The sequence below is a fragment of the Nonomuraea sp. NPDC051298 genome (assembly GCF_055586305.1).
On record NZ_JBVJIM010000036.1, the window covers coordinates 17,270 to 44,155 of the forward strand.

Sequence of the window (26,886 nt, forward strand, 5' to 3'; positions counted from 1 at the left end):
TAACCGACGAGGGAGGGCGGATGGGCTATCCGAGGGTTGAGCGCCGCAGGGTGCTGGCCGCGGCCGCGCTCGGCCGAGAGGGAGGTGTTCCCGGCCCCGATCCCGGCGACGGGGGCCCGCTGCGGGCGGTCGCCGGCGAGGTGCTGGACGTCAGCCCGCACCTGATCATCATCGAGACCCCAGGAGGCGGCGAGGAACGCCTCGTGATCGCACCCTGGGCCACCGCCTGGCATGGCTCCGAGGTCACCCCCGCCGACGTGCCCACGGGCTCGATGGTGCTGATGCGGACCCTGCGCGAGGGACGCGTGGTCGAGCGCATCTGGGCCGACACCACCCGCATCACCGGGACGATCCTGTCCATAGAGGGCCGCAGAGACCTGACCGTCGAGCTCGACTGCGGCCCCCACCGCGGCCACCGTACGGCCGTCATCCCCTACCGGGCCTCCGGCCGCATCCAGGTGCGCCACCCCAAGTTCGAACCCGGCTACCTCTTCGACGCCATCGGCGTCCGGCAGGAGGGCGCGAGTCAGGCCCTGCTGCCCGCCACCTCGCAGCCCCCCTACCCGTCGCGGTCCGTGCCGCCTCCGCCCTCGGCGTACGCGGGCATCCAGTCACGCATCTCCGGCACCGCGACCTGGTCCGACACGTTCGACGAGGAGGAGCGCGGCGCGGCCTACCCCATGCTCGAACGCCCCGACACCGGCTGCCCCCAGACAGGCGTGTCGTGCGCCGGGCTGCCCTACCTCGCGATCGGGTCGTTGCTCCAGGTCAGAAACGTGTGCTCCAACCGTTCCGCCAACGTGCCGGTGGTGGCCTGCGGGTGCATGGCGGGGCGGTTCTGCGATCGTTGTGTCGAGTGCGACACCTCGCCGCGCGGGCGGGTCGCGGAGTTGTCGCCGTCCTCCTACGTGGAGCTGGGCGGCGAGCTGGTCAAAGGGTGCTTCAACGCGCAGATCGGATTGGGGTGATGCCCGTGCTGGAATCACAGCTCCCGCTCCTGATCGTCATCCTCGTGCTCGGCACGGTGGCGAAGGTGATCACTGTCAGCTCCGGGGGCGAGCCGGGGTCGCTGTCCAGGCTGGGGCCCGCGGTGCTGGTGCCCGGACGCCTGCAGGCTCCGGCGTTGCTGGTGTGCGCGGCCGGTGAGCTGGCGCTCGCCGTGGGCCTGCTGGTCACGACGCATCCGCTGTTCCGGTGGGGCACGGTCGCCTTCTTCGCGCTGTCCACGTACGTGCTGCTGGAGCTGCGCAGACGGCGGCCCGACGCGGGCTGCGGCTGCTTCGGCGAGGTGAGTTCGGCGCCGGTCGGGCTGCGTTCGATCGGCCGGACGGTGGCGCTGGCCGGGATGGCCGGGGTGTCGGTGTGGGCGCCGGTGACCGGCTGGACGGCCTTGGCCCACCCCACCTGGTACGCGGCCATCGGGTTGGCCGTGCTCGCGGCACTGTCGCCCGAGATCGAGGAGCTGATCGACCGCGCACGGTATCGCGCCCCCTGCGAGCAGCGCCGCGGCCCCGCCGAGTCGGTCACCCTGTCGCGGCTCCGGTCGAGCGGCACCTGGCGGGCCCACCAGGGCGAGCTGGCCGCGGACGAGCCGTACGACACGTGGCGCGAGCTGTGCTGGCGCTTCTTCGCCTTCCGCAACCACGACGAGGACGACGTGGTCTTCGCCGTCTACCTCAGCGGCAGGCGCCCGGTGGTGCGCATGGCGGTGGTCAGCGCGGAGGACAGCGGCTCTCTGCCGGAATATACGCCAGTATCGGCCTGACGCTAGAAAGCGGTAGATTCCGCTCGACAGGCACAGCGATATAGCTCTATTGGGCTGTCTAGCTTCCCCACTAGACAGCCCAATAGAGGTCTAGGGGCGCCACTCAGACCGGCTGAGCGCGCAGGAACTTCCCGAAGTGCGGCACCGTGAACGCGATCAGGCCGCGCTCGGCGCTGTAGATGAGCCCTTTCTTGATGAGACTGTCGCGGGCGGGCGAGAGGCTGGACGGCTTGCGCCCCAGGACGTCGGCGACCTCCGCGGTCGCGACCGGCTCGTCACCGATCTGCGCCATGGCGTGCATGTAGTCGCGCTCGGCCGGGGTGGCGCGCTCGTAGCGGCTGCCGAAGAACCCGACGGCCAGCTCCTCCTCCGCCTCCGGGGCGGAGACCTTGACGTCGTCGATGGTGATCGGGCTGCGCGGGGCGAGGTCCCAGGCGACCTTGCCGTACGCCTGCACGAAGTAGGGATAGCCGTCGGCCGCCTCGTAGAGGGCGTCGAGCGCCTCCCGGGTGAACTCCACCTCCTCCTCGCGGGCCGGCAGGATCAGCGCGAGGTCGGCCGCGTCTCGGTCGAGCTTGTCGATGCGCGCGTAGCGGAAGAGCCGTTCGGAATAGCTCTTGCTGGCCGACAGGACGCTCGGCAGGTGCGGCAGCCCCGCCCCCACCACGATCAGCGGCCCGCCCGACTGCGACAGCTCGTGGCAGGCGGCGCACAGCGCGGAGACGTCGGCGGGCTGCACGTCTTGCATCTCGTCGATGAACAGCGCGATGCCCACCGCCAGGTCGGTGGCCACGCTCGCGGCGTCGACGAACAACTCGGTGAGGTCGATCTCCAGGTCGCCGGAGTCGGCGCGCCCGCGGCTGGCGGGCACCTCGATGCCGGGCGACCAGTGCGAGGTGCCCTTGGCCGCGGACGGATCGCGCATGGCGAACGCCTTGAGCACCCCGAGGAACTCCTCGATGCGCTCGGGCGCCCGGTGGCGCGGGGCCAGCTCGCGGATGGCCATGTGCAGGGCGGCCGCCACCGGCCGCCTGATCGACTGGTCGGGCCGGGCCTCGATCTTGCCCGTGCCCCACAGCCGCTGCATGGCCATGGACTTGAACGTGTTGAGCAGGACGGTCTTGCCGACGCCCCGCAGGCCGGTGACGACCATGCTGCGCTCGGGACGGCCGCGGGCCACCCGCTCCAGCACGACCTCGAACTGTTGCAGCTCACGATCGCGCCCGGCGAGCTCCGGCGGACGCTGCCCGGCACCGGGAGCGTAGGGGTTTCGCACTGGGTCCACGCTCTCGGACTTTATTGCCGGATATAGCGGCCGTCTTAGATTTGGGAAGAAAGTGCTACGGCGTGTCCGAGCAGGGGCCGGCGCAAGCACCGTCATCGGACACACCCCCTCTCACCAGGCCGAACCTCTGTTCGATTGCGGTACACAGAACTGTAGCGCGGACTCGAACACCTATGCGATGGTTTCGAGTAAAGATCTTTGCAACTGCCCGCGGCCTCCTGCGCCTCCGGGAAAGCCGGCGTCCCGGACGACTCCGTACGGCGCGGCGCGCTCTCGGAGCCTTCGAGAATCGGAGCCTTCGGGGGTCGAAGCCTTCGGGAAGAAGTCGAACGCGCCAGGCCGGTCACCCAACTTGGCAGCCGTCGCGCCCGAGCAATAGCGTTCGGGCATGCGGACCTTCGCGAACGTTCAGGAGCTCAAGGCGGCCGTCGGCGAGAAGTTCGGCCCGACCGAGTGGCGCACGGTCACTCAGGACCAGGTCAACCTCTTCGCCGACGCCACCGACGATCACCAGTGGATCCACGTCGACACCGAGCGGGCCAAGGAAGGGCCGTTCGGCGGCACGATCGCCCACGGATACCTGACCCTGGCGTTGCTCCCGTCGTTCATGTTCTCCCTGCTCAAGGTCGAGGGCGTCGCGATGGGCGTCAACTTCGGCCTCAACAAGGTCCGCTTCCCCCGTCCCGTGCCGGTCGGCGCGCGCATCAGGGCCGTCGGCGAGCTCACCGACGTCAAGGGCACCCCCGCGGGCTATCTGTCCAGCCTGAAGATGACGGTCGAGATCGAGGGCGAGAAGCGCGCGGCCTGCGTCGCCGAGACCCTCAGCCTGTACGTTCCCGCCGAGTAGCCGCGGCCCGCGGGTCGGCCACGTCCCGACACCGCACCGCGGGTCCGCTCCCTCCCAACCCGAAAGTATGCGTTCGGCTCGTGAACCTGGACATCGTCGGGCAGGCGGCCGGACTGTTCGCCGTCACCAACATCGACGACATCGTGGTCCTGGCCCTGTTCTTCGCCCAGGGCGCCGGACGGCGCGGCACCGCCACCCGGATCGTGACCGGGCAGTACCTCGGGTTCATCGCGATCGTGGCCGTCGCGGCGGCGGGCGCGTTCGGCGCCACCTTCCTGCCCGCCCCGGTCATCCCCTACCTCGGCCTGCTTCCCCTCGCCCTGGGACTCAAGGCCGGCTGGCAGGCGTGGAAGAACCGCCGCGACGGCGGCGGGGACGACGACCCGTCCCGCGACCGCGCCAACGGACCCACGGCGTTGGAGGTGGCCGCGGTCACCTTCGCCAACGGCGGCGACAACATCGGCGTGTACGTGCCGGTCTTCGCCACCGCCGGTGCCGGCTCGACGAGTGTGCACGTCGTCGTGTTCCTGGCGCTGGTCGCCGTATGGTGCGCCGCCGGACGGTACTTCGCCACCCGCCCCGTCGTCGCCAAGGCCCTCAGCCGGTGGGGTCACGTCCTGCTGCCCCTGGTCCTGGTCGGCATCGGCCTGCTCATCCTCGTCGAGGGCGGCGCCTTCGGGCTCTGACGCCGCCTCCACTCCCCGAGACCCGGCCCTCTCGGGACGAACCCCCACGGAACCCCGCCACAGAGCCACGACCACAAGCCGCCCGAACAAACCAACAACCGACCGCCTACACGCCCTCAGAATAATAATCCGAATAGTAAATCGCCGCCTGCACCCGACTCTTCAATCCCAGTTTGTTCAGCACCCGGCTGACATGGGTCTTGGTCGTGGCCTCCGCCATGTCGAGCTCTCTCGCGATATCGGCATTGGACAACCCCCGCCCAATACATGCCAACACCTCCCGCTCCCGAGGCGTCAACCCTGCCGGATCCACCGCCGCCTCTTCCCGCCGCATCGGAACCTGCTCGGCGAACGCCGCGATCAGCCTCCGCGTAACCCCCGGCGAAATGAGCCCATCCCCCCGGGCCACCACCCGAACCGCCTCGACCAACGACTCCGCATCCGTATTCTTCAACAAGAACCCGGCGGCCCCGGCCCGCAACGCCCCGAACACATACTCGTCGACATCGAACGTGGTGAGAATCAGCACATCACAAACCCCGGCCAATTCACGCGTGGCGGAAATCCCATCGAGCCGCGGCATCCGTACGTCCATCAGCACGACGTCAGGCCGCAACTCGCGAGCCATGGCCACAGCCTGCTCACCGTCGCCGGCCTCACCCACGACCTCGATGTCGTCCACGCCGTCCAGGATCAACACGATCCCGACCCTGACCGCCGCATGGTCATCGGCCACCAGCACCCGAATGCCCACAGCCACCTCTCACGATTCGAGCAACGAATTCCCTGAACAGCACCCGATCAGCGCCAGGCGATCCCCCCATTACCGCGAACCGATGAAGGCCCCCACACGGCGGCCCTCTCCTCGTCCATAGGAAGCACCGCCGACACCCGCCAAAGCCCCGCACCCGCACCCGCACCACCATCCGCACCGTCACCAGATATGGCACCGGCGACCCCGCCACCGACCACACTCACCTCACCGCTCGCGCCATCGGCCCTTCCCCAGACCTCACCCGCCTCGCAACACCCGCCGACCAACGCGGCCCGCTCCCGCATGCCGATGAGCCCGGCCCCGGCACCCGGCAATCCGCTGTCCCGCTCCCCGCCAAGGGCGTTCTCCACATTCAGCAGAATCCGCTCCCCCTCATAAGCAACGACCACCGACACCGGCGACTGCCCATGCTTGAGCGCGTTCGTCAGCGACTCCTGCAAAATCCGGTAGCCCGCCATGTCCACGGACGCAGGCAACTCCCTGGCCTCGCCCTCGACCCGCATTTCGACGTCGATCCCCGCCTGCCTCACCCGTTCGACCAACGTCTCCGCGTCGGCCAGACGGGGCCGGGTGGCCTCGTTCTCACCGTCGTCGCCGTCCTGCCGTAGAAGCCCGATCATGGCCCGCATTTCGGCCATGCCCTTGACGCTGTTCTCCCGTACGGACTCCATGACCTTCCGAACCGTCTCGCGGTCGAGGTCCTTACGGGAAAGCGCGGCAGTGGACTGAATGGCGATGGCGCTGAAGTGATTGGCGATCATGTCGTGCAACTCGCGAGCCATCCGCGTACGCTCAGCCGTCACGGCGGCCTGCCGGTCGAGCTCCGCCAGGTGAGCCACCTGATCGGCCCGCGCCCGCTCGGCCGCCGCCCGGTCGCGCTGCTCCCGCAGGACCAGCGCGGTGGTCACCGGCGTGATGAACACCAACCCGGCCTGCACACCCATGACAGCCAGCAACCGCCAGTCTCTCGCCAGGAACCCGGCCACGGCTCCCGCGACGACCGCCAGCACCGCGGTGATGCCGAGCAGCACCCGGGCGAACCGCGCGGGCCCGTAAAGCGCGGCGGCGTACAGGTTGTCGGTGAACACCAGCACCGTCCCCAAGGACGGCCCCACGAACCCATCCAGCACGATCCCGGCCACCCCGAGCCCCAAAGAGGCGAGAGGAGCCCGCTGCCGCACCAACACCCCGACGCACGTAAGGGCCAAGGGGATGACCAGCACCCAGGTAGGCACACCGCGGTCGACGAACGCCCTACCCGCGATCAGCATCACACCCAAGGCGAAGGCCGCCCCGGCCCCCAACACCACTCGCGTCATTCCCCCATCCCACCACCTCCCGCCAACCTTTCCCTCCTGCGAAGGTCCGCCTGTGGATACACCCTTCGATGTATCCACAACCCGCCCACCACCGTGCCCGTGGGGGTGTGCGGCTGAGCTGCCACCCACGCCCCGCCCTAAAACCCCCACAAATCCCCGAAGCCACACGACCTACCGCCAAGCCACCCACAACCACCTCCACCCTCGAAACAGAGCAGCAAAACCCGACTCCCCCGGGAACCCCCATCGCCCTCGACAGACGAATCCAGCTCCGGCCTCCGCCAAAGAGCTTCCGCAATCACGCACTCCTTGCAACCATATGCTCACTGAACGTGGGACACCGGCCCGGAGCAAGGATCCCCTCCAGCTACTGCAAAGGTCGAAATCAGTGAACATAGAGACGGAGATTCGCAAGCTGAAGCTCCGTGTAGCAGTCCTTGAAGCAAACGCATGCTCGGGCATCGCGGCCCCGACTCCAAGCCGCCGACGCCGCCTGGCCACTCGCCGCCGACGCATGCGCTTCCCCGCTCAGAACTGCACACCCATGGAGGACATCCAAACCGCCATCACCCCGACAACGAGGGCGGCGACCGAAATAACAACCAAGATCAAAAACCTACAAACCGAGCTGAACCAAGACATCTCCGCCCTGAGCGACGAGATCGGCGGCTCCCGAAGGCACACGACCGACCAATTCATCAACCTCCAGTCACAAGCCCAGGACCAGCACGCCTCCATCCACCAACGACTCACCGAACTGACCGCCATGATCGAGCGCGCCCTCAAGCTACGAGACATGTGAGACGCGCCCCACCACTCAACCCGACACGCCCCAACCCCTCACCCTGGTAACCGCCACACCCGACCAGCCAACCCCCCTGCCCACCCACAACCAACGGCCCAGACCGAACCCACGACCTCAAGATTGCGATATCTGGTTCGAGCTACTCGCCAGAACCCGCTATGCTTGCTTACGCAGCGAGCGGCCGTAGCTCAATGGATAGAGCATCTGACTACGGATCAGAAGGTTGGGGTTTCGAGTACCTCCGGCCGCGCACCACGTCAAAGGCCCTTCGGGATGATCCCGGAGGGCCTTTTTCGTGGCCGTACAGCAGCGTTGCACAGCAACGCCCCGAAGTTAACCTTCTGATCCGTAGTCAGATGCTCATTCAACCGGTCGAACGCCTTGCGTGTCTCAGGACTCGGGATCTGGGTGTAGACGTCCATGGCCATCGAGATCTGCGAGTCGCGCAGGATGCGCATCGCCACACGCGGGTGGACGTCGAGGGCGGCCAGCAGCGAGGCGGGGTGTCGTGGACGCTGATACACGAAGCACCTGGCCGGCGGCAGTGGCTCTCGAAGGCGCGGTTGAAGGTGCGGTTGAAGGTGCGCGGCTCGATGGGCGTTCCCGTCCGAGTCGTGAACGTCAGGTCCGAGACCTTCCACCCGTCCCCGGCAGCCTTGCGTGCATCCTCTTGGACACGCAGGCGGTGCCTGAGCACCGAGACCCCCTACGACCCCGCTGTCCACCACGCCAGAAGCCGCACCCCTTCGGCTTCGTAGTCCGGTTGCGGCGCTTCCGGTCCTCGCCTCGCTGCGGTCCGGGGCCCCTTGCAATCGGACCTGCCACATTCTCACCGCTCACATGACTGCAACAACGCCCAGAGTCTTGCTTTCGCAGGCCAAATTTAACGCCCCACGTGCAGGCTGCGTCGTTCTGTAGCCTCTGAGAGATGTCCGTAGACTTGGTGGCAACCCTGCGCCAGCCGATCAACTCTGTCAGCACTGATGGCGACGGCTCGCACGATCTTGACTGAGCTGCTCGGCACGAGCGACCTACCGGTCTTTACCGTGCGCCAAAATTGGGTTGATCCCGGTCCCCGCCTGTCCGAGCGCCAGCTTGCCGCCGTCCACATCGGCGAGCACATCGACGGAACCGAGTACGGACATGCCGCCCCGAACCATTACGTGATCAACGTTGACGCGACCAGCGATGGTGCCTGGCTCATGGTGATGGACTTTTCAACTCGGGACGCACAGCACATCGAAGCCACCTTTACTCCGACCCGCACCTGCGTCGGCGTCGTCAGCGCAACAGCCCTCGCGCTGGCCGCAGCATCATGCAGCGGAGGCACGTTCGTCGACGACGAAATCAGGATGCTCCAGCCCTCCGAAGCCGACGCCCGCCGCGTGATTGACCGAACCCGGTTGCCCCACAGCGGCACCACCTTCGCACATTGCTGCGAGCGTTACATACATCAATTCGAGCACCTCAACGGCTGGCCAAGCGAGGTGAGCAGCCCTTGAGCCATCCATCCCTGGTCGCGTGCCGTCTCAAGAGTTCCGACCAGCGACAATGCTCCAAGCCGCGATCAGGGTGACTCAGGGAACGCCGCGGCTCTCCTCCGTCGGGCCTTGCCGCCGGGTGACCATGGCTGAGGTGCCAGCCTCGCCGACGGGAGCGTTCATGCTGGCCGATCTGTGAACGCTTACCTAGTTTTCGGCACACGTCGATGGACTTCGATTGAGGCGAGAGGCCACGCACCCTGTGCCAGTGGATTGTCCTTGTGGGCGACGTCGAACGGGGCTACGGACCTGTAGGACTTTCCGGGGACGCCTTCTTCGGGGACAGACGTGCCGGGAGAGCGGCTTACTGTTCCGTTCCCGCCTGACCCTCACGGCGACGGTCTGGGTCTGGGCCATGAGATCGTCGAGGGTTGCTTGGACGGCCGTGCGGTGTATGGCCCACTCTTCACGGAAGCGATCGCCGGCAGGACCTGCCCAGATGGTGCGGTCGCAGGTGGCGTCCACTGCTTTGAGGGTTCGTTCGATGTCGTCGGCGGCCTGGGCGATGAGGCGCATGTCCGCTTGGCACTCGCTCAGTCGGTCAGGCATGAGGTGTCTCCGGGTTCGCGACGGACAACAGCATCGAGGCGATGTGGTGCGTGAGTGTGGCGGGACTCACCGGCCTGGCCGTTATCCCGCTGGGCGCGTGGGGGCTGTCCACGACGACTGTCCAGATTGCCCGGTCTGTGGCGTACGTCATCATCATGGGTCCGGGTGGATCCTTCAGGAGGACCAGCTCGCCGACGACACGGGCGTTGTCGATCACGCCTGCGAGTGGGCCGACATGTTGCCGGTCGAGTGCCGAGGGGTCCAGGGAACTGCTTTGGCCGTCCCGGTCTGCCACGCCGTAGGGATCCAGTAGTGGCTGAACGAGCTCCGCCGCGTCCTGTATCTTGCCGGCCAGTGTGAACAGGTGCATGCCTCCTGCGGTGATGCGCTCCACCAGCAACAGGTTGGCTGCGTGGACGTGCACATAGCCATAGGCGGTGCCGGCGGCGCTCTGCTGCTTGACGGCAAGTGCACGATCAGCGGTACGGCGAAGGGTGAGGGCCAGATCGATCTCCATCTGGATGCGCATGTCGATCTGGACGCCTGGCGCCCCCGTAGAACGGCGTCCAAATCCTCGACGTTGAGGATCTCCACGGTTCCGCGGGAGACGAGCGAGCGGAGGGCCGTGGCCAGCGCCCATTCACGTTGCTGAGATTCCATGGCCGAGAGATGGGGCTTGGGGATGAACATCTCTTCTGGGTCGAGGACGGCCAACTCTTCGTCGGACAGTCGGGCCAGCGTCTGTGTCCCGCCCTCAGCTAACGCCTCACCTATCTGGGCGCGGAATTCGGCGAGGTCCATATCGAGGTGTGGTTTCACAGCGGGTCAGCCCCCGATCCGCGAAGGTCGGCGTTCCGGACGATCCGTAGGTCTGCTACGTCCAGATGGTCGACGTCGCTGCCGGAAAGGATCAGTACGGGGGAGATCAAGATGTAGAAGAAGCCCCAAAGCCAACGACGGATCGCCTGTCCGATGCGGGGTTTGTCGAGGTCGGATGTGCGGATGAGGCGGAGCCCGCTGATGAGCTTGCCGATGCTGCCACCGGCCGAGATCGTCAAGATCACGTGGTTGCAGAACGACACCAGCAGCAGCGTGCCGACGGCCGCCGCCCAATAGTTGACCGTCCGGCCGAGCACTTCGCCGCCGACGACCCCGGCCCCGAGGGCGAGCAAGCCGTCTGTCCAGATGGGAAGGATGCGTCGATTGCTGCTCGCCAGAGGAGAGATCTCGACGGGCGCCATGTTGCCTCCGCACTCAGACCAGATGACTCACCAGAACTTGAGCTTCTCGACCAAGCCCTTCGTGCCTTCCATGCCTTTCCCACTCCCGCCTTGATGTCATCACCCCAGGTGTCCCAAATCCAACTCCCCAAGAAGTCGGCGCCGGCCACACCGAGAGCGACCCACCCGGCCACACGGGCACGGCCGCGGCCACGGCGGCCGACGCGCCGAGTGAGGCGGCCGCCCCTGCGCCGCCCAGGACTGCTACGGCGCCGGTTGCCTGCACGACGCCCATACCGCGATCCACCCAGCCCTGGGCACCATCGTGCGTAGGCAGAACAGCTTCCTTGACCCCGGTGACGGCGGCCAGGGGCAGCGTGACACGGGCGAACGCTCCGGCGCCGGGGGGGTTCTTCACCAGCAGATCTGCGCCGGGGACTCGTAACCGCTGCAGAGCGGCGGAGATCGTCTGCTGCTACCTCCAGGGCTGCTTGTAGAGGTCCTGGATCTTTTGTGCCTTGAGCACTTCGGCGATCAGCTCGGAGAGCTTCCGATTGCCGGGGAGGGCGCCCATGTAACGGCGGATGTCATAGACGGCGCGTGCCCCGGCGACGTTCCGGCCCTGCGCCCATCGTTTCTGAAGTTGGACGGCGGCCTCCACGCCACTCATGATCGAGACTACCTTGAGCGGCTTGGTCGCATTCTTGACGTGCTCCTTGTGCTTCTCCCAGAGATCAAGGACGCCGGTCATGCCGGCGAACAGCAGAACGCCCTCCGGGTCCTTTTCAAGAAGTCCCGCGCGGCGTCTGATGTCCTTGGCTTGGTCTTCAGTCCACGAGGCGCGCGCGGGAAAGGAGGCGAGGCGGCCGGCATCACCGTTCCAACGCTCCAAAAGTCGCCGAATGACCGCGCCTTGGACCACTAGCGATCCGCCTACGACCTCGGCAGCCGCCGCCAGGTTCCGAGCTTGGTCCGGCTTCATCCCGACAAGACTCATCGCATTAAGCGTAGAGCCGAGAGCCGGGCCTATCCATCAATTCATGCATCCGGGCTACATCTGGCGGCAGATCGACATGGTCGAAGATGACACCGATGATGCGGCTCTCAGCCCGCCCATCTGGACACTTGTGCGGTTCGGCATTCAATGGGACGTGGGAGGTAGCGCGCGGCACCTGTGCCGGTTTGGCATACCGGTCGACATCTGCCCGATCACGAGCAAGGGCACCTGGTGGTCGTGGAGACCGCGTAGCACCACTGCGCACGCCTGGAAGACGTAGTCGTTTGTTCGTCAACCCCCAGTGACGTAGTCGCCTCGCCATTCGGGTCCGATCTTCAGCTTGTTGGCGGCCTGCGTCTTGTGCTGACCGCGTAGGACGGTGACGGTGCCGTCGTCGGGCTGACGATTCGTCCCCTCGATGCGCACGCCGTCTATGAACGACGCCGAGCCCTTGATGACGAGTTACGGCGCGGCAACGCCCGTTTGTTCACTGAGGTTCACCTCCGTTCACGGTCGCTTCTTCACTGGGTGGATTTCGCGCGATGTACTCGTCCACGGCCTTGGAGATGAGCCAGGACCGGGTTCGGTCCTGGCGTCTGCCGATCACGTCGAGTCCCGCCTTCTGCGCATCCGTCAGTCGAATACACCCTCTGATGCGTTCGCTGGGCAAGCCTTCGTCCCATTGCCAACAGGCCACACAAGCCACCAGACAACCCACAAGCCCCACAAGCCTCACCAGAACCTGAAAGGGTACGAATCTGAATGAATCACCAATCTTCCGGAAGCTCCTACGTGGGGCTATATCGAGACGTTATGGGAGCCTTGACCCGCATGGCAGGTCGTGGTTAAGTGCAGCAGTGTCATGAATCGCTATGAATCAGAACAACTCGGAAGACGAACCAGATGAACCGGCTCCACCGGATCGGGGACCCATGGACGACCTCGCGGCTGAAGCGGGGAGGCACCGCACCAGGCGGCAGCGGCTGGCGACAGAGCTCCGGCGCCTGCGCGACCTCGCCGGCCTGTCGGGGCGGGACCTCGCCCACCGCATCGGCATCAGCCAGTCCAAGGTCTCCCGGATCGAGTCCGGCAGCGTGATTCCCTCACTCCCCGAGGTCGCGGCCTGGGGCGATGCGGTGGAAGCGTCGGCACAGACTCGGGAGTTGCTCGCCGACCTGACGGAGGCCGCGTTCACCGAGATGCACACCTGGCGCGCGGCCCTGCAGCGGCAGACGCACCTCCAGGACGACATCCGTGAGCAGGAGGACCAGGCGCAACTGGTCCGGGTCTTCCAGCCGCTGATCGTTCCAGGGCTGCTGCAGACCGCCGAGTACGCCCGCCGCGTCTTCTCGCTGTTCGACCCGCCCTACGCGGAGGGCGACATGCCCATGGTCGTCGCGGCGCGGCTGCAACGTCAGCTCGCGCTGTACGACGAGAGCAGGAAGTTCGAGTTCATCGTCACGGAGGCGGCGCTGCGGTGCCGGCCGGGACCGGTGCGGCTGCTGCTGGCGCAACTCGACCGCGTCGCGACGCTGAGCACGCTGGAGAACGTCATGGTCGGGGTGATTCCCAAGGACGCGGAATCGACTGTGTGCCCCCCGAACGGATTCACGCTCTACGAAAGTGACAGCAGCACGGGAGACAGTTTCGTGGAAGTAGAAGTCACGCATATGAGGTTGATGGTGCGCGACGCCGAGGACGTGGCAACGTACCGACGGCAATGGTCACGGCTCGGCGAGATGGCTCTTTACGGCGATGCGGCGCGGGAGTTTCTCGCTCGGCTGGGCGCCGACATTCGTGCCATGGCCCGATGACCCGCCATGGACGTCCGACCGGCCTTGGGGCGCGCCCGACGGGGGCCCGCCTCAAGACCGGGGAGGGCGCCGCGGTCCGCGGGCCGCGGCGCCTCTCCTGGGAGCGGCCTTTTCTAGATTGAGTGAACCTGGAATCAGGCCAGGTCGAATTCTCCGGCGTACACGCCGGAGAGGAAGGCGTTCCACTCCGCGGCGCTGAAGCGGAGCACGGGCCCGCTCGGGTCCTTGGAGTCGCGTACGGCGACCCAATTACGGTCGATCGCCACCTCGACGCAACCGCCGCCGTGGTCGCTGAAGGTGGCCTTGTACCACGCGGTGCCCGGCGACTTGTTGCCCTTGGCCTCGTTCATTTTTTTCTCCTTTGTCTTCGGGAAGCCCTTGTGCGTCCCGCTGGATAAAGAGTCGAACAGCGCGTTACGAGGTCGGGTGAGCGAGTGAGTGGAAGGCCGGTCATAGGCCCGTCATAGGAATTCTCCAATTGTGGAGGGAATTGGCTATGCAGTTTCACCTGCTGAATGGCATGCAGGCGTGCGAAGGGGACCAGCCCGTACGTCTGGGGGATCGACAGCAGCGCCTGATGCTGGCCCTGCTGCTGCTCGCCGAAGGCAGGCCGGTCACCATCGAGCAGCTCATCGACAAGATCTGGGGCGACGACCCGATCAAAAGCGCCCGCCGGGTCCTCGCGCAGTACGCCAGCGGCCTGCGTCAACGGCTGGGGCAGCCGCTGCTGCCGCCGTACGAGATCGGTTATGTGGCGAAGGTCGGCAGGGAGCAGGTGGACGTGCACCGCTTCCGCGACCTCGTCGTGGAAGCGCGGCCGCTGCTGGGTGCGGACGACACGCAGGCCGCGCACCTGCTGCGCAAGGCCCTGCGGCAGTGGGGCGGCGGGCTGCTGCCGGGCGAGCCGCTCAACAGGCTGCCCGGCCCGGGAGCGGCCGGTGCGCGGGCTCGGCTGCTGGAAGAGCATCGGGCAGCGCTCCTGCAGTGTCTGGAGGCCGAGCTGCGGCTCGGGCGGCACACCCAGCTCGTGCCCGAGCTCCAGGACCTCGCCGAGGCGTGGCCGTTGGACGAGGACGTGACGCGGCTGCTGATGCTGGCGCTGCACCGGGCCGGCCGCTCCTCCGACGCGCTCGCCACGTACGACGACCTCCGCCGCACCCTGCATGACGAGTTCGGTAACGATCCCGGTGCTCCCGTCCAGGAGCTGCAGCAGCGGATCCTGCGCCAGGACTCCGCCCTCGCCCCGCCCGCTCATTCCTACGAAGTCAATCCTCCTGGAGCCACCATGCGGTCCTCAGCCGAGATCGGAAAAGACGCCGTCCGCCTTGTCACCGAGGCCGTCAGAGGGGGGTCCTGGATGAGCCAGCCCGTCGAGATGCTGGAGCTGGTCCGCGTTCACTTCGCCGGCGACACGGACGCGCAGCGCACACTCGCGCGGGTCGAGGCCGACCCCGCCGACTCGGTGGCCGTCGCGGCGCTCGGACGCGTGTTGGAGTCCTGCCTCGACCGGGACCAGGCGTTCCTGAAGGCCGCCCGGCTGCTGGTGGAGCAGGCCTCGCGGGCGAAGGCCGGCGGGCCGTCCATCTCCGCCGACCTGATCAAGAACGCCAGTGTCTACCACGCGCCCGTGCACTTCTCGGGCGACTTCAACATCTCGTAGGGACGGGTGACCGAATGAGCCAGCAGACCGACGAGCCGCCCGTCAAGAAGGAGAGCCCGGAGGCGGTGGGCGCGGAGCCGCCCCCACCGCCCGAGCAGGACAAGGACAAGGACAAGGACGATGGCGGGCCGCTCAGCGAGCAGGACGCGCTGCAGGCACTGCGCGGCAAGGGCGAGGACGAGGCGGAGCGGGCGGAGGCCGCGCGGGCGGCCGCCATCGCGGCCCGCGTCATGGAGCGGCTCAACGACGATTCGCACGGCATGCGCATCGGCACGCTGGCCCTGTTCAACGAGAAGGTCGACTTCGGCGGCGGGTTCAGCATCGGCGGCGGGGAGCGGCGTGCGGGACGGCCGACGACGAAGATCCGGCCCTCGCAGATGGCCCGCTGGACGGAGGGCTACGTGGCGGTGCCGGGCTTCGGCGGGGCCCTGCGAGTCCTCGCCGAGCACCGGCTGCTGATCCTGGCCTTGCCGCCCGGCGGCAGGAAGGCCACGAGCTGGAATCTGCTGGCCGCGGTGCTGCGGGACCAGCCGGGCGGCGCCTGCTACGAGGTGCGCGACGCCTCGGAGTTGCGCGAGGTGCGGTGGAAGCCGGAGCGCGACAGTGGCTACCTCGTCCATGACGGCGTTCCCACGGGACTGGACCCGTCCCTGATCGACGAGCAGTGGATCGAGGACATGACGGCCTGCCTGCACGAGCACGGGAGCTACCTGGTGCTGGTGACCGGGCCGCCCAGGGGTGCGCTGGTACAGGCCGGGGGTGGTTCCGCGCAGGTGCTGACCGACCTCGGCCGGCTGGACACGGTACGGCTCATCGAGCGGCGGGTCCACAGCCGCGACCCCGCGCCCGAGGAGTCGGCAGAGCTGCTCCGCCGGCTCGGCGAAGCGGGGGCGCTGGAGCTTCTGCGCGAGGACCACCGCCCACGCACGGCCCTGCGCCTGGGCGACGCGATCCGCGAGGGCGCGGACCTGGCGGCGTGCGTCCAGGAGCTGCGGGACCCGACCGGGCGCGTCCACGAGTGGTTCACGCGGCACCGGACGTCGGAGACCGTGAGCTTCGCGCTGGCGGCGGCGGTGCTGGACGGCGCCACCTACCTCACGGTGTCGGACGCCGCCGCGGCGCTCTACGAGCGGCTGGAGCTGCCTGTGGAAGCGCCTTTCGACCTGCGCTTCCGTGAGCACATCGCGACGGAGCACCCGTGGGTACGACTCGCGCTCGGCTCCGGCGAGACGCCCGGCGACGTGGCGCCGCGCGTACGGTACGACAATCCGCTGGTACGGCAGGCGGTGCTCGGCTTCGCCTGGACCTACTTGGACGGGCAGCGTTCGGCGCTGGTCAAGTGGATGCGCCAGCTCGTCACGCATGCCGACGTCGATGTGCGAGCGCGGGTGTCCGTGGCCGCCGGGGTGATCGCCTGGAGCGACTACTCGCACGCCCTGCACCGCTACCTCAAGTCGTGGGCCGAGCACCCGTCGCTCGTGGTGCGGCAGAGTGCGGCGACGGCGCTCGACGTGGCGGGCGGGCATCCCGACCTCACCGAGGCCGTGTGGGTGCTGCTGGAGGCGTGGGTCGCGGAGGCGGACACGGCCGAGCAGCGCCGGCGCGGCGTGACGGCGGCCGCGACGCTCGGCGGCAGCCTGGGCGTGGCGCAGCCGGAACGCGCGGTCAAGGCGCTACACGTGCTGCTGGACCGCGAGGACGACTGGGGCACGCTCCTGCCGGTCTGCAGCGCCCTGTTCCGCCTGGTCGAAGGCGGGTGCGCCGGTAAGGTGCTGGCGGGGCTGCTGGCCTGGTCGGAGCCGCGGGGCTCCGCGGAGTTCGTGGCGAAGACGCTGTCGGCCTTCACCTTCCTCGCGGCCCTTCCCGCTGAGAGCGCGGGTACGTCCGGCGTGCCGCTGCTACTGGCCGATGCCGAGCGGCACTGGCCCTCGTTGACCGAGCTCTGGGCCCGAGCCCTGGACCGCAAGCCCGCCCAGGACCAGGCACTCGAAACGCTGCGCGACTACCTGGACAAGCACGCGGGCCGCGACGACCTGGCCTACCGCGACGTGCGCCGCCTCGTGCTCGCCGTGGCCGGCCGCTCGGAGCGGCACCGCGAGCGGCTGCGCCACCACCTCGGCGGATGGGCCCGCGCGGCCCGCCGCCCGGACCACCCGGCCGCCCGCGTGCTCGCCGACCTCGCCCGTCCCTCATACGCCCACTCATACGGCAACGGAAGGAACTGACATGGAGGAGTACACCTACAACCCGATCGCGAAGAGCACGAGCCTGCCTCTCGTCCTGCCGCGCATGCCCCTGCGCCCGCCCGCGCCGGGATCGGCGCTGGTGCTGGCGCCGCGCAAGGGCGACCTGCTGACGATCAGGAACGGCGAGGCCATCCCGGACGCCTGGTACGGCACCTACCGGCACGCCTACCTGGTGGACACCACCGAGCACCGGCTCGTTCTGCGGATGCCGCTGCTCAGCCAGGACCCGGCCTTCGGCTTCCCGAGCCTGGTCCGGCTGAACTGCCGGGTCGCGGACCCCGCCGAGATCGTCGTACGCGGCATCGTGGACGTCAGCGCCGCCCTGTACCTGCCGCTGCAGCGCATGCTCCGCCAGGTCTCGCGCAACTACGACATCGGCGAGCTGCACCTGGCCGAGGACGCGCTGAGCGAGTCGGTCCGCGTCTTCACCGGGGACGCCGCGATCCGGCTGCGCAACATCACCGTCGAGCTGGTCGTGGACGCCGACGAGGTGCTGGCGAGCGGGCGCAGGTACCGGGAGATCGAGCGCGAGACCCGCCTCATCGAGATGCGCAGGGAGCGTCATCTGCGCATGTTGCGCAAGGACGGCGCGGAGGGGCTGGTCGCCGAGATCATGGAGCGGGAGGGCCCGCGGGCCGCGTACGACATCATCGCGGGCGCGGAGCGGGAGGAGCGCGGCGAACTGCTCGCCGCGTGGAACAAGATGATGGAGGGCTCGCACAGCGAGGAGCGCGAGTCGTGGGAGTTCCTGCAGGCCGAGCGGGCTTTGCGGGACCGGATCACCGGCGACTCCTCCGCGCCGTTCGGTGGGATCCGCTCCAGCCGCTTGCGCGGCTCGCTCGCTGCCGACGCGGAGCAGATTCCCCGCCGGACCCCCAGTCGAGTCCGGGGGCTGCCGCGGACGCGGATCGAGGACGAATGACAGCCGTGCTGATCGAAGGCGTGCTCGTCGGTCCGGGCGAGGGGACGGTCTGGCGGTACGACGGCGACGACCTTCTGGCACTCGGGGTGTGGACGGAGCGCTCACGCGGAGGCGGCGAGGATGCCGAGCCGCTGTTCGCGCACCGCGTACCCGCGGCTGAAGGGATCCTCGGCGTGTTCGACGGGCTGGGCGGTGCGGGCGCGGGCGCGGCGTGCGAGCTGAGCGACGGTACGACGCGCAGCGGGGCCTGGGTGGGCGCCCGCCTGGCCAGGCTCGGTGTCGCGTCGTGGTTCCTGAGCGGACATCCTCCTGAGTCGTTGCGTACGCGGCTGGTGGAGGTGCTGGGAGCCGTTCCGCCGCCGCGGCCAAGCAAGATCGTCAGCAGCATGCGGAGGTGGCTCCCGACGACGATGGCCGCCGTACGCTACCGGCTCACCGGCGACCAGGCGGAGTGCCGCGTCCTGTGGGCGGGCGACTCCCGGGCCTACGCCCTGAGCCCCGACCAGGGGCTGCAGGCGCTGACCAGGGACCACACCGACGAAACGGACAGCCTTGAGCAACTGGTATGCGATCCGCCGATGACGAACGTGATCTGCGCCGACCAGGAGTTCACGATCGACGCGCAGGTGCTGCTCCTGCCGCTGCCGAGCGTCCTCGTCTGCGCCACGGACGGCTTCCACGGGTACGTGGACACCCCCGCGCACTTCGAGTGCCACCTGCTGCGCACCATGCAGGAGTCGCGAGACACGCGCGAGTGGGCCGAGCGGCTGGCGCGGCACGTGTCGGGTTACACGGGCGACGACGCCTCGCTCAGCCTCGTGGCCCTGGGATACGAGGACTTCGACCGGCTCCGGTCGGGCTTCGCCCAGCGGGCCGGACAGGTCGAGGCGCGTTACGGGGCGGGTGACCGGCCGGCGGAGGAGGAGGCCGCCGGGCGGTGGCGGACGCGCACCTGGGACGAGTACCGGCCGGACTACGAACGGCTCATGCCGCCTCTGACGGAGCCGCTATGAGGGCGGGCGACGTCATCAGGGGGTACCGCGTGGTCAGCGAGCCGACCAACAGCGGCGGCGGACGCTGCATGTGGGCCTTCGCGCAGCGGCACGGAAGCGACTACTTCATCAAGCGGTTCCTGGATCCCAAACGCCCGAAGGAGGGCTCCACGGCGAGCGCCAGGAGCGTGCGGCTACGGCTGGAGGCGTGCGAGGAGTTCGAACGACGTCACCGGACCATCATGGGGCTCCTGCGGCCGGACGCCGTCGGCGGCGGCAACCTGGTGCTCGCCCTCGACTTCTTCCACGACGGCACCACGTACTACAAGGTCACCGAGCGGATCCACGCCGCCCGCACGCCACCGCCGCGCGCGCTCACACCAGTGCGGAAGGCCGTGCTGCTGAGGACGCTGGGGCTCAGCGTCGGGCTCCTGCACGGCATCGGCGTCGTGCACGGCGACCTGAAGCCGGGCAACGTGCTGGTCGGACAGAGCGGGGCCGGCGCGTACCACACCGCCAAGCTCATCGACTTCGACGACGCCTACGTGTCCGGCCGCCCGCCCGACCGGGAGGACATCGCGGGCGACCTGGTGTACGGGGCTCCCGAGTGGCGTCGTTATGTGCGCGGCGACGCGGACGTGCGACCCGAGTGGCTGACGACCCGGGCCGACGTCTTCTCGCTCGGGCTGATGGCGCATCACTACCTGACGGGTGCGCTACCGGGGTTCGGTGACCGGTACGCGTCGCCCGCCGACGCCCTCGACGACGGCGCCGAGTTGCGCGTCGACGAGCGGCTGAGCACCCCGATGCGAGGGCTCCTCGCGGCCATGACGGCGCGGTCGCCCGCAGTCCGTCCTGGCATCGAAACGTTCCTGGCGGTGCTGCGGGACCCGGCGACGTGCGAGGTGCGTACCCCCTACCTGACGTCGCCGGGATCAAGAGTGCGGATGAGCAGGCCAACGAAGGAGAGACAACCATGACGAGCGACCACGAGTATCGGGGCAACCTGCGGTACGCGGTGGACATCGTGCTCTGCGTCGACGTGACCGAGAGCATGGCCCCGGTGCTGGACACGGTCAAGAAGAGCGCCCTCACCTTTCACGAGCGGCTCAACCTCGTGATGGGCGGCAAGGGCAAGGAGATCAGCCGGCTGCGGCTCAAGGTGATCACGTTCAGGGACTTCGGCGATTTCGCCGAGGACGCGATCGAGGAGACGGAGTTCCTGGTGTTCCCGGAGCAGGCGGCCGACTTCGACCGGTTCGTCCGCGAACTGCGCGCGTCGGGCGGAGGCGACGTGCCGGAATCCGGGCTGGAGGCGCTCGCCCTCGCCATCAACGCCGACTGGGAACGCGGGCTGGATCGGCGGCGCCACGTCATCGTGGTGTTCACCGACGCCCCCGCCCACCCGCTGCACGCGCCGCAGGCCGTCACCGCGCACACGTACCCGCCGGGCCTTCCGCGCGACCTGGACGGGCTGTTCGAGCAGTGGGGGTACGCGAGGAGCCAGACGGCTGTCATGGAGAACGCGGCCAAGCGGCTCGTCCTCTTCGCGCCCGACGCCTACCCATGGACCGAGATCACCGAGGAGTGGAACATGACCCTGCACTTCCCCTCCGTCGCCGGCCAGGGACTTGCGGAGCTTGAGCTGGACGAGATCATCGACACGATAGCCAACAGTCTGTGAACGGTGTGACGACGACCTGGCGGTGCTCACTGTGCGACGTGTGGAATGCGACCGCCGACACCTCGTGCCAGTGCTGCGATACCGTACGCCGCACCGCCGCGGAACCGCCGCCGGCCCTGTTCTTCGCCCCACCACCCCGGCCGGTGATGCCTCCGCCGCCCCCACCACCTCGGCCGGTGATGCCTCCGCCGCCCCTGCCGCCCCCGATGCCGCTCCCGGTGCCGCCGCCTGACTACCGTTCGTCCGCCACCAGCAGCTTCACCGGGTGCCTGATCGCCGTACTCACCGTGGCCTTCCTCTGCACCCTCTTCCTGCTGCTCGCGCTGCTCGCCGGCGTCAGGGCGCGGGCGCCGGCGAGCGCACCGCGGTCCGACCCACCCATCATCACGACGCCGGCCGTCCAAACCGTCGCCTGCCCGGACCGGGTGGCCCTGCTCATCCCGGACAGCGGGGCCGACCTGGTGGCCGCCTACGACGCGGGCGACAAGCACATCGTCATCTGCCGCACCGCGACCGGAGAGCTGTACTACTACGGCCAGTACATCGGCCGGGAAAGCACGGGGCTGCTCATGCCCGCGCAGGAGACCGCGGCGGGTCTGCTGGCTCGCAACGGCTCTTACCTGTACGAGATACGAGGGGATGAGGTGGTGGTCAGCGTGGATGGCCGCGAGATCCTACGGGAGCTCCTCGTCGCCACGTCCCCGCGCTTTCCCTGAGGTGGGGCTGATGCCGCGGCGGGCGGTCGGCGGCTCAGGCCACGAGCTTCTGTTCGGGGAGTTCGGTCAGGGTGACCGTGCACAGGCCGCCGCGCTCCGCCCGTACGTCGGTCACCTTCAGTTGCGTGCCCGGCGCCAGGATGTACTCCTCCTCCCCCGTGAACGCCGAGAAGCTCCGGATGCCGACCGCGCGCACCGGGTGCACCTCGAAGAGGGTGCGCTTGCCGCGGCCGCCGAGGAACGCCTGGGCCACCCCGAGCTTCGACGTGCACGAGGACACGCCCCACCACGTCACCGTCCGGCCGAGCGGGTACTGGGTGCGCAGGTCCAGCGACACCCCGCGCCACAGCGGCTCCGTACGCGCGGGCAGGCGGGACACGGCCGAGAACAGCAGCCGCAGGTACGGCAGGTACGGGACGATCCGCGTACGGTCGGGGTTGCGCAGGGTCGCGTTGATCTGCCGGTAGAAGGCCGACTCGCAGGTGTAGAGGTAGAGGGCCGCGATCTCGTCGGCGGACAGCCCGTCGGAGCCGCCCACCTGCTTCTCACCGAACCGGTACGACTGCTCCAGGTGCCAGTCGAGCCCCGACATCAGCCCGGCGACCGGGGAGACGGCCTCGCGGAAGTCCATGAGCGGGGTGTCGAACACGCCGGTGATGGCCGGCAGTTCGAGCCCTTCGTCCTTGACGCCGGCGAGCCGTTCGAGGTAGAGCTTGTGCAGCTCCATGGTCGAGGTGATGAACGCCCCCATGCGGTCGGCCGTGCCGGTCTCGGCGGTGGCCTCGTTCCATCCCTTGGCGGGCAGCCAGTCGATCTCGTCGGCGCCGAGCGTCCTGAGTGCCTCGTTCACGTCGGCGAAGTGGGTGCCGTCGCAGAAGAGGTCGCCCTGTGCGGCGGGGTTGGCGTGGTCGATGTGCCGGACGTCCACGTCGGGGTACTTGCGCTGGATCCGGAGCACGACCTCCTTCAGGCTGCGCGCGTGCGCGCCCCACCACGCGAAGACCACGCCCCGGTCCTGCTCGTCCTCGGCGTCCTGCTTGGCTCTGAGGATCTCCTCGACGAGCCGTTCGACGACCGGCCGCCAGAACGCGGTGTGCTGCTCGGTGGGCTTCGCCCCGTCCGCGCTGGCGGTGAGTGCCGCGTTCAGGAGCAGTACGCCCTGGGTGAGCATCGCCTGGAACCACTCCGGCGGCTGCACGGTGTCGTGTTCCTTCAGCAGTGCGCGGATCGTGGCGATCGGCGTCTTCTTGGGGATGCCGTGCTTCCACATCGCCGCCGCCTTGATGATGCAGCGGATGGAGATCACCTTGCCGAACTTGCTGTCGGCCCAGTCGTGGAAGGTGTTGTCGAACATGGCGATGCCGGTGGCGCTCTCGGCCCGCGGGTAGGGGTTCTGTCCGAAGACGACCACCTTCCACTTGTGCGGCGGGTTGGGCTTGAGTGCCTGGAAGGTCAGCTCGCGGACGGGGACGACCTGCGGGCCGCGTCCGGGGCCGATGAACGTGGCCGCGTCCGGCTGCGCCTCGATCACCGGTTTCAGCAGCGGCAGCCATGGCTCGCCACCGCCGTTGAAGAGCTCGGCCAGGGCCAGCGGGTCGTTCGGGTCGGGCGCGGCGGGGGTGGTGTTGACGTCGCTCATCGTGGGCTCCGGGTTGGCGTCGCGTGCCGGTGTCGGCATGAGGGATCAAGGGGTGAAATGACGGCATTGTGCCGCGTGTTGATCTCGGACGCGAGTTCGCCAGAGATCAGTTTGTCGGTACGGAACGGTAGGTTCGGGTCCGCTGGAAACGCCCACCCCCGACTCCGGAGTACGTCATGACCGTCAAGAAATCGCCACTCAAGGTGGTCCTGGTCGACACCAACGACAAGGTCGTGCACGAGTGGCTGGCCGCGTTCTCCGACACCCCCGAGGTGGAGATCCACAAGGGGTCGATCCTCGGACAGCAGGTGGACGCCTGGGTCAGCCCCACCAACTCCCGTGGGCTCATGAACGGCGGGGTCGACGCGGCCATCAAGCGGCACCTCGGCGCGGGGATCCAGCTACGCGTCCAGCGGGCGATCCGCGACCAGTTCGGCGGGTCGCTGCCGGTGGGCAGCGCGGTGTGCGTACGGTCCGGGGCGACCAACCCGAAATACCTGATCTCGACGCCGACGATGGTCGAGTCGGCGGAAAACGTCAGCCAGACGCTCAACGTGGCGCTGGCCTGCGCCGCCGCGTTCCAGGCCATTCACGTGCACAACGAGCTGGAGCCCGGCGCCATCGAGTCGGTGGCGCTGGTCGGCATGGGCGCGGCGACCGGCCGGGTGCCGGCCCGGGTCTGCGCCAACCTGATGTGGACGGGCTACACCCTGTTCCACGACCACCGCTTCGACGACTACGACGAGCTGCGCACGACGATCCGCGAGCAGCTCGACGACATCGACAACCGGCCCCAGGACGAGCGGGTGCGCATCACGCCGCCCGCCCGTCGGCCCCGCGGTTGACCCGCGATCAGCCCTGCGTCACGACCCCGGCCGGGCACCCCGGAGTCAGTGGCCCTTCCTCCTGAAGTGGTGGGTGACCATGTAGTCGGTCACCTGCCGGCCGATCTTGGCGCCTGCCACGTCGGCCGTCCGCGTGTGGATGCCGCCCCACACACGGGCGTTCACGACCTCGTCGATCGCCTCGGAGAAGCTGCGGAAGTGCCGGGTGGTGCCCGAGTCGGCGCTGTAGCCGCTGAAGGGGAGGTCGTCGCGCCCGAAGAAGTGCTGCAACGCCGACATGCTGGCCCCGGTGAAGCAGGTGTGCCCGGAGGTGTAGTCGGGGTGCGGCGGGGTGACGAGCAGCGGCATCCAGCCGGGGTCGGCCGCGGTCTCCGGGTTGCCGTCGGTGTCGGCGAGTTGGATGGCGCTGACCGGGCGCCAGAAGCTCCACGCGGCCTTCTCGTTGTAGCAGGCGATCGTGGCGTCGGCCTCGGCCATGCCCACCATCACGAACATCCGCGCGGTGCGCAGCGTGTTCAGGCGCTGGGTGGTCACGAGCTGGCGCTTGATCTCCCACTCGGCCAGGTGCCGGTCGTGCCACCAGATCGCGGCCTGGGTCTGGTCGGCGGTCCTGACCGTGCTGTTCGCCGCGCCGACCGTCTTGACCTCGTTGAAGTCGCGGGCGTAGCGCTTGCTGGTGAGCGCCGGCGGGCCTGAGGTGCGGAACATGGACGCGCTGGGGATCAGGAACGGCTTGAGGCTCGCCACCCAGGCCCCGTCGGAGGCGTACGCGGGCGGCGTCGGACGCCACTGACCTGGCCGGGTGCCCACGGGCCAGGTCTGGTCGCCGAAGGCCCCGTCGTTCTCCCTGGCGGCGATCATCGCGTCGGACGTCCGGGAGCCGACGGCGATGCCGCGCTGCTTGCTCCGCCCGTCGGGGATCGCGGTCAGCGCCTCGTCGTACTGCGCCGTCAGCCTCGGCTCCTGGCCGGGGAAGAGCGACCTCAGCACGCGGTAGGCGGCGGTGGCGACAGCCGCGTCCGTCGACTCGCTCCCGTCGGCGGCCGGTGCGACGAGGTACGGCTGGTAGGGGGCTCCGGCGATCGCGTTCACCGCGTCGTAGACGGCTCCGTGCACCATGGCGAAGCTGCGGGCCTGCACCTGTGGCTGCTGGCGGGCGACGTCCCAGATGGCGGTCTCGGCGTTCCTGTCCCAGACGATGACGGGGTTGGCGGAGGACGTGCGGGAATCCGACGCGTACGCGATCGACGAGCCGATCCCTGGCCACGACCCGGCGACCACGAGGGACAGGCAGATGGACAACCGCGCGATCTTGCGTCGAGGTCCCGCAGGAACAGGTGACACCGAGAGAGGTAATAGAGGCATGTGAGCAAACTAACCCGCCCGTCCGCCCCCGTCACGGGATGACGGCGGGGTGGACACGCGCCGCCCCGTCTGTCACCATTTCCGCATGATCATGCGAAGGGAGGGCGCCTCCGCCCTCGTACGGTGAGCGATCACGTGCAGCGGGAAGCTGCCGCGATCCGAGCACAATGGCTGGGCCGAGCGCTCTCGACGCTGCCCGCCGACCATCCGGCCGCAGAGGCCGCAATCTCCGATCTCTACCGCCTGATCGGGCTGCCACCACCGCGTTTTCACTGGGTCGCGTCGCCGTTGGCGGCGCTGGAGACCGTTCCCCCGGGAATGCGGGCCTGCGAGAACGTCGGACGGGTGGACGACTGGCCGCTGCCCGCCCGGTTCGCCACCAGCCAGAACCGCCTCTACGGCAGCATCGACGCCAAGGTGCGGCTGGCGCAGCTACCGATCGACCGGCTCATCCGCCGGGAAGTGCTGTTCTCGCTCCAGGGCTCCGTCAGCCGCTGTCTTCTCCCGCCGGTCCGGCGGGCCCACACGTGGGGCTTCCGCTGGCCCAAGTGGTACGACGTCCTGGACGTCTCCCGGACCGCCTACCGCGCCGCCCTGCGTGACGTCGCCGGTGTGGTGCTCGACGACGAGCAACGACGGCAGTTCGGCCTGTGGACGGCCGTGGCCGCGTCCTGCCACTGGTGGTGGCCGGGAGAGCACGTGTGCGTCGTCTCCGAGCGGCCCGTGGCCCTGCACACGGAGGTGGTTGGGAACAACGGGAACAACGGCGAGGTACGGCTGCACCACCCGACCTCCCCCGCCGTGCGGTACGCGGACGGGTGGGCCGAGTACGCCTGGCACGGGACCACGGTGCCGTCCTGGGCGATCGACCAGCCCACCGTCCAGCGCATCGCGGACGAGGTCAACGTCGAGGTCAGGCGGTGCGCGATCGAGCGCCTGGGCTGGGAGGCGTACATCGAGCAGGCCGGTCTGTGGCTGGTCGGCGCCGCACCCGACCCCGGCAACCCCGGCTGCGAGCTGCGCCTCTACGACCTGCCCGAGGGCCAGCGGGTGCTCCTCGCGGTGAACGGGTCCGTCGAGCGCGACGGCCACCGCCGCCGGTACGGGCTGACCGTGCCCGGCCACCTCGACGATCCGCTCGCCGCCGCCAGCTGGACGTACGGGCTGTCCGGCGAGCAGTACTCCCTACTCCTCCGCAGAACCTGAGGTGATCA

The 26,886-nt window shown here is 68.7% G+C and carries 27 protein-coding genes and 1 tRNA gene; 17 read left to right on the plus strand and 11 right to left on the minus strand.

Annotated features, from left to right (window positions below):
• The first annotated feature begins 20 nt into the window (after window positions 1-20).
• Together ACZ6S0_RS48855 and ACZ6S0_RS48860 are read left to right on the plus strand one after the other, a co-directional pair.
• Window positions 21-968: a hypothetical protein gene (locus ACZ6S0_RS48855; RefSeq protein ID WP_465927261.1), complete on the plus strand. Its 948-nt coding sequence runs from the start codon at window positions 21-23 to the stop codon at window positions 966-968.
• Entirely contained in the window at window positions 968-1,765 is a 798-nt protein-coding gene (locus ACZ6S0_RS48860) for a MauE/DoxX family redox-associated membrane protein (RefSeq protein ID WP_465927263.1), read from the plus strand. The genes ACZ6S0_RS48855 and ACZ6S0_RS48860 overlap by 1 nt, the downstream gene beginning before the upstream one ends.
• 103 nt (window positions 1,766-1,868) lie before the next feature.
• Here ACZ6S0_RS48860 and ACZ6S0_RS48865 read toward each other — a convergent pair whose 3' ends face one another.
• Window positions 1,869-3,050, minus strand: a complete 1,182-nt coding sequence (locus ACZ6S0_RS48865) for an ATP-binding protein (RefSeq protein ID WP_344884779.1) — start codon at window positions 3,048-3,050, stop codon at window positions 1,869-1,871.
• Between the two features lie 388 nt (window positions 3,051-3,438).
• Between ACZ6S0_RS48865 and ACZ6S0_RS48870 the strand changes: the two genes are divergently transcribed.
• Together ACZ6S0_RS48870 and ACZ6S0_RS48875 are read left to right on the plus strand one after the other, a co-directional pair.
• Window positions 3,439-3,897 (plus strand): MaoC family dehydratase, encoded by a 459-nt coding sequence (locus ACZ6S0_RS48870; protein ID WP_344884776.1) that lies wholly within the window; start codon window positions 3,439-3,441, stop codon window positions 3,895-3,897.
• 80 nt (window positions 3,898-3,977) lie between these two features.
• The gene (locus ACZ6S0_RS48875; RefSeq protein ID WP_465927266.1) at window positions 3,978-4,583 is read left to right on the plus strand and encodes a cadmium resistance transporter; all 606 of its coding nucleotides are present in this window, start codon (window positions 3,978-3,980) and stop codon (window positions 4,581-4,583) included.
• Window positions 4,584-4,689: 106 nt separating this feature from the next.
• On the opposite strand, the gene ACZ6S0_RS48880 is transcribed toward ACZ6S0_RS48875, so the two are convergent.
• Together ACZ6S0_RS48880 and ACZ6S0_RS48885 are read right to left on the minus strand one after the other, a co-directional pair.
• Entirely contained in the window at window positions 4,690-5,337 is a 648-nt protein-coding gene (locus ACZ6S0_RS48880) for a response regulator (protein ID WP_465927268.1), read from the minus strand.
• A gap of 47 nt (window positions 5,338-5,384) precedes the next feature.
• Window positions 5,385-6,677: a sensor histidine kinase gene (locus tag ACZ6S0_RS48885; RefSeq protein WP_465927270.1), complete on the minus strand. Its 1,293-nt coding sequence runs from the start codon at window positions 6,675-6,677 to the stop codon at window positions 5,385-5,387.
• Between the two features lie 388 nt (window positions 6,678-7,065).
• Between ACZ6S0_RS48885 and ACZ6S0_RS48890 the strand changes: the two genes are divergently transcribed.
• Both ACZ6S0_RS48890 and ACZ6S0_RS48895 read left to right on the plus strand, forming a co-directional pair.
• Window positions 7,066-7,479: a hypothetical protein gene (locus ACZ6S0_RS48890; protein WP_465927272.1), complete on the plus strand. Its 414-nt coding sequence runs from the start codon at window positions 7,066-7,068 to the stop codon at window positions 7,477-7,479.
• 180 nt (window positions 7,480-7,659) lie between these two features.
• Window positions 7,660-7,732: transfer RNA gene (locus tag ACZ6S0_RS48895), tRNA-Arg, on the plus strand.
• 7 nt (window positions 7,733-7,739) lie between these two features.
• On the opposite strand, the gene ACZ6S0_RS48900 is transcribed toward ACZ6S0_RS48895, so the two are convergent.
• Window positions 7,740-8,006 (minus strand): hypothetical protein, encoded by a 267-nt coding sequence (locus ACZ6S0_RS48900; RefSeq protein ID WP_465927274.1) that lies wholly within the window; start codon window positions 8,004-8,006, stop codon window positions 7,740-7,742.
• 480 nt (window positions 8,007-8,486) lie between these two features.
• On the opposite strand from ACZ6S0_RS48900, the gene ACZ6S0_RS48905 reads away from it, so the two are divergent.
• On the plus strand, window positions 8,487-8,984 hold the full coding sequence (locus tag ACZ6S0_RS48905; RefSeq protein WP_465927276.1) for a hypothetical protein: 498 nt from the start codon (window positions 8,487-8,489) through the stop codon (window positions 8,982-8,984).
• Window positions 8,985-9,564: 580 nt separating this feature from the next.
• Here the strand turns inward: ACZ6S0_RS48905 and ACZ6S0_RS48910 are convergent.
• From ACZ6S0_RS48910 to ACZ6S0_RS48925, 4 genes are all read right to left on the minus strand, one after another.
• Window positions 9,565-10,101, minus strand: coding sequence for a hypothetical protein (locus ACZ6S0_RS48910; protein ID WP_465927278.1), 537 nt, complete (start codon window positions 10,099-10,101; stop codon window positions 9,565-9,567).
• Window positions 10,102-10,387: 286 nt separating this feature from the next.
• Window positions 10,388-10,813, minus strand: a complete 426-nt coding sequence (locus ACZ6S0_RS48915) for an RDD family protein (protein WP_465927281.1) — start codon at window positions 10,811-10,813, stop codon at window positions 10,388-10,390.
• Between the two features lie 454 nt (window positions 10,814-11,267).
• The gene (locus tag ACZ6S0_RS48920) at window positions 11,268-11,789 is read right to left on the minus strand and encodes a hypothetical protein (protein ID WP_465927283.1); all 522 of its coding nucleotides are present in this window, start codon (window positions 11,787-11,789) and stop codon (window positions 11,268-11,270) included.
• Window positions 11,790-12,080: 291 nt separating this feature from the next.
• On the minus strand, window positions 12,081-12,215 hold the full coding sequence (locus ACZ6S0_RS48925) for a hypothetical protein (protein WP_465927285.1): 135 nt from the start codon (window positions 12,213-12,215) through the stop codon (window positions 12,081-12,083).
• 506 nt (window positions 12,216-12,721) lie between these two features.
• Between ACZ6S0_RS48925 and ACZ6S0_RS48930 the strand changes: the two genes are divergently transcribed.
• Window positions 12,722-13,603, plus strand: a complete 882-nt coding sequence (locus ACZ6S0_RS48930) for a helix-turn-helix domain-containing protein (protein ID WP_465927287.1) — start codon at window positions 12,722-12,724, stop codon at window positions 13,601-13,603.
• 134 nt (window positions 13,604-13,737) lie between these two features.
• Here ACZ6S0_RS48930 and ACZ6S0_RS48935 read toward each other — a convergent pair whose 3' ends face one another.
• Window positions 13,738-13,953, minus strand: a complete 216-nt coding sequence (locus tag ACZ6S0_RS48935) for a DUF397 domain-containing protein (protein WP_465927289.1) — start codon at window positions 13,951-13,953, stop codon at window positions 13,738-13,740.
• A gap of 146 nt (window positions 13,954-14,099) precedes the next feature.
• On the opposite strand from ACZ6S0_RS48935, the gene ACZ6S0_RS48940 reads away from it, so the two are divergent.
• The 7 genes from ACZ6S0_RS48940 (at window position 14,100) to ACZ6S0_RS48970 (ending at window position 21,823) form a co-directional block, all read left to right on the plus strand.
• A complete protein-coding gene (locus ACZ6S0_RS48940; RefSeq protein ID WP_465927291.1) occupies window positions 14,100-15,263 on the plus strand; it encodes an AfsR/SARP family transcriptional regulator in 1,164 nt (387 codons plus the stop codon).
• Between the two features lie 14 nt (window positions 15,264-15,277).
• Window positions 15,278-17,488 carry a hypothetical protein gene (locus tag ACZ6S0_RS48945; RefSeq protein ID WP_465927293.1) on the plus strand — a complete coding sequence of 737 codons (2,211 nt, stop codon included), beginning with the start codon at window positions 15,278-15,280 and terminating at the stop codon, window positions 17,486-17,488.
• Between the two features lies 1 nt (window position 17,489).
• Window positions 17,490-18,431 carry a hypothetical protein gene (locus tag ACZ6S0_RS48950; protein WP_465927295.1) on the plus strand — a complete coding sequence of 314 codons (942 nt, stop codon included), beginning with the start codon at window positions 17,490-17,492 and terminating at the stop codon, window positions 18,429-18,431.
• A complete protein-coding gene (locus ACZ6S0_RS48955) occupies window positions 18,428-19,444 on the plus strand; it encodes a hypothetical protein (protein ID WP_465927297.1) in 1,017 nt (338 codons plus the stop codon). Before ACZ6S0_RS48950 ends, ACZ6S0_RS48955 begins: the two co-directional genes overlap by 4 nt.
• Window positions 19,441-20,403 (plus strand): protein kinase domain-containing protein, encoded by a 963-nt coding sequence (locus ACZ6S0_RS48960; protein WP_465927299.1) that lies wholly within the window; start codon window positions 19,441-19,443, stop codon window positions 20,401-20,403. Before ACZ6S0_RS48955 ends, ACZ6S0_RS48960 begins: the two co-directional genes overlap by 4 nt.
• A complete protein-coding gene (locus tag ACZ6S0_RS48965; protein WP_465927301.1) occupies window positions 20,400-21,107 on the plus strand; it encodes a vWA domain-containing protein in 708 nt (235 codons plus the stop codon). The genes ACZ6S0_RS48960 and ACZ6S0_RS48965 overlap by 4 nt, the downstream gene beginning before the upstream one ends.
• Window positions 21,108-21,286: 179 nt before the next feature.
• Window positions 21,287-21,823: a hypothetical protein gene (locus ACZ6S0_RS48970; RefSeq protein ID WP_465927303.1), complete on the plus strand. Its 537-nt coding sequence runs from the start codon at window positions 21,287-21,289 to the stop codon at window positions 21,821-21,823.
• A 34-nt stretch (window positions 21,824-21,857) separates the two neighbouring features.
• On the opposite strand, the gene ACZ6S0_RS48975 is transcribed toward ACZ6S0_RS48970, so the two are convergent.
• Window positions 21,858-23,501: an ADP-ribosyltransferase domain-containing protein gene (locus tag ACZ6S0_RS48975; RefSeq protein ID WP_465927305.1), complete on the minus strand. Its 1,644-nt coding sequence runs from the start codon at window positions 23,499-23,501 to the stop codon at window positions 21,858-21,860.
• 137 nt (window positions 23,502-23,638) lie between these two features.
• Here ACZ6S0_RS48975 and ACZ6S0_RS48980 point away from each other — a divergent pair, with 137 nt between their 5' ends.
• Window positions 23,639-24,307 carry a macro domain-containing protein gene (locus tag ACZ6S0_RS48980; RefSeq protein ID WP_465927308.1) on the plus strand — a complete coding sequence of 223 codons (669 nt, stop codon included), beginning with the start codon at window positions 23,639-23,641 and terminating at the stop codon, window positions 24,305-24,307.
• A gap of 45 nt (window positions 24,308-24,352) precedes the next feature.
• Here ACZ6S0_RS48980 and ACZ6S0_RS48985 read toward each other — a convergent pair whose 3' ends face one another.
• The gene (locus tag ACZ6S0_RS48985) at window positions 24,353-25,609 is read right to left on the minus strand and encodes a vanadium-dependent haloperoxidase (RefSeq protein ID WP_465927310.1); all 1,257 of its coding nucleotides are present in this window, start codon (window positions 25,607-25,609) and stop codon (window positions 24,353-24,355) included.
• A 198-nt stretch (window positions 25,610-25,807) separates the two neighbouring features.
• Between ACZ6S0_RS48985 and ACZ6S0_RS48990 the strand changes: the two genes are divergently transcribed.
• The gene (locus tag ACZ6S0_RS48990; RefSeq protein ID WP_465927312.1) at window positions 25,808-26,878 is read left to right on the plus strand and encodes a DUF6745 domain-containing protein; all 1,071 of its coding nucleotides are present in this window, start codon (window positions 25,808-25,810) and stop codon (window positions 26,876-26,878) included.
• Window positions 26,879-26,886 lie beyond the last annotated feature (8 nt).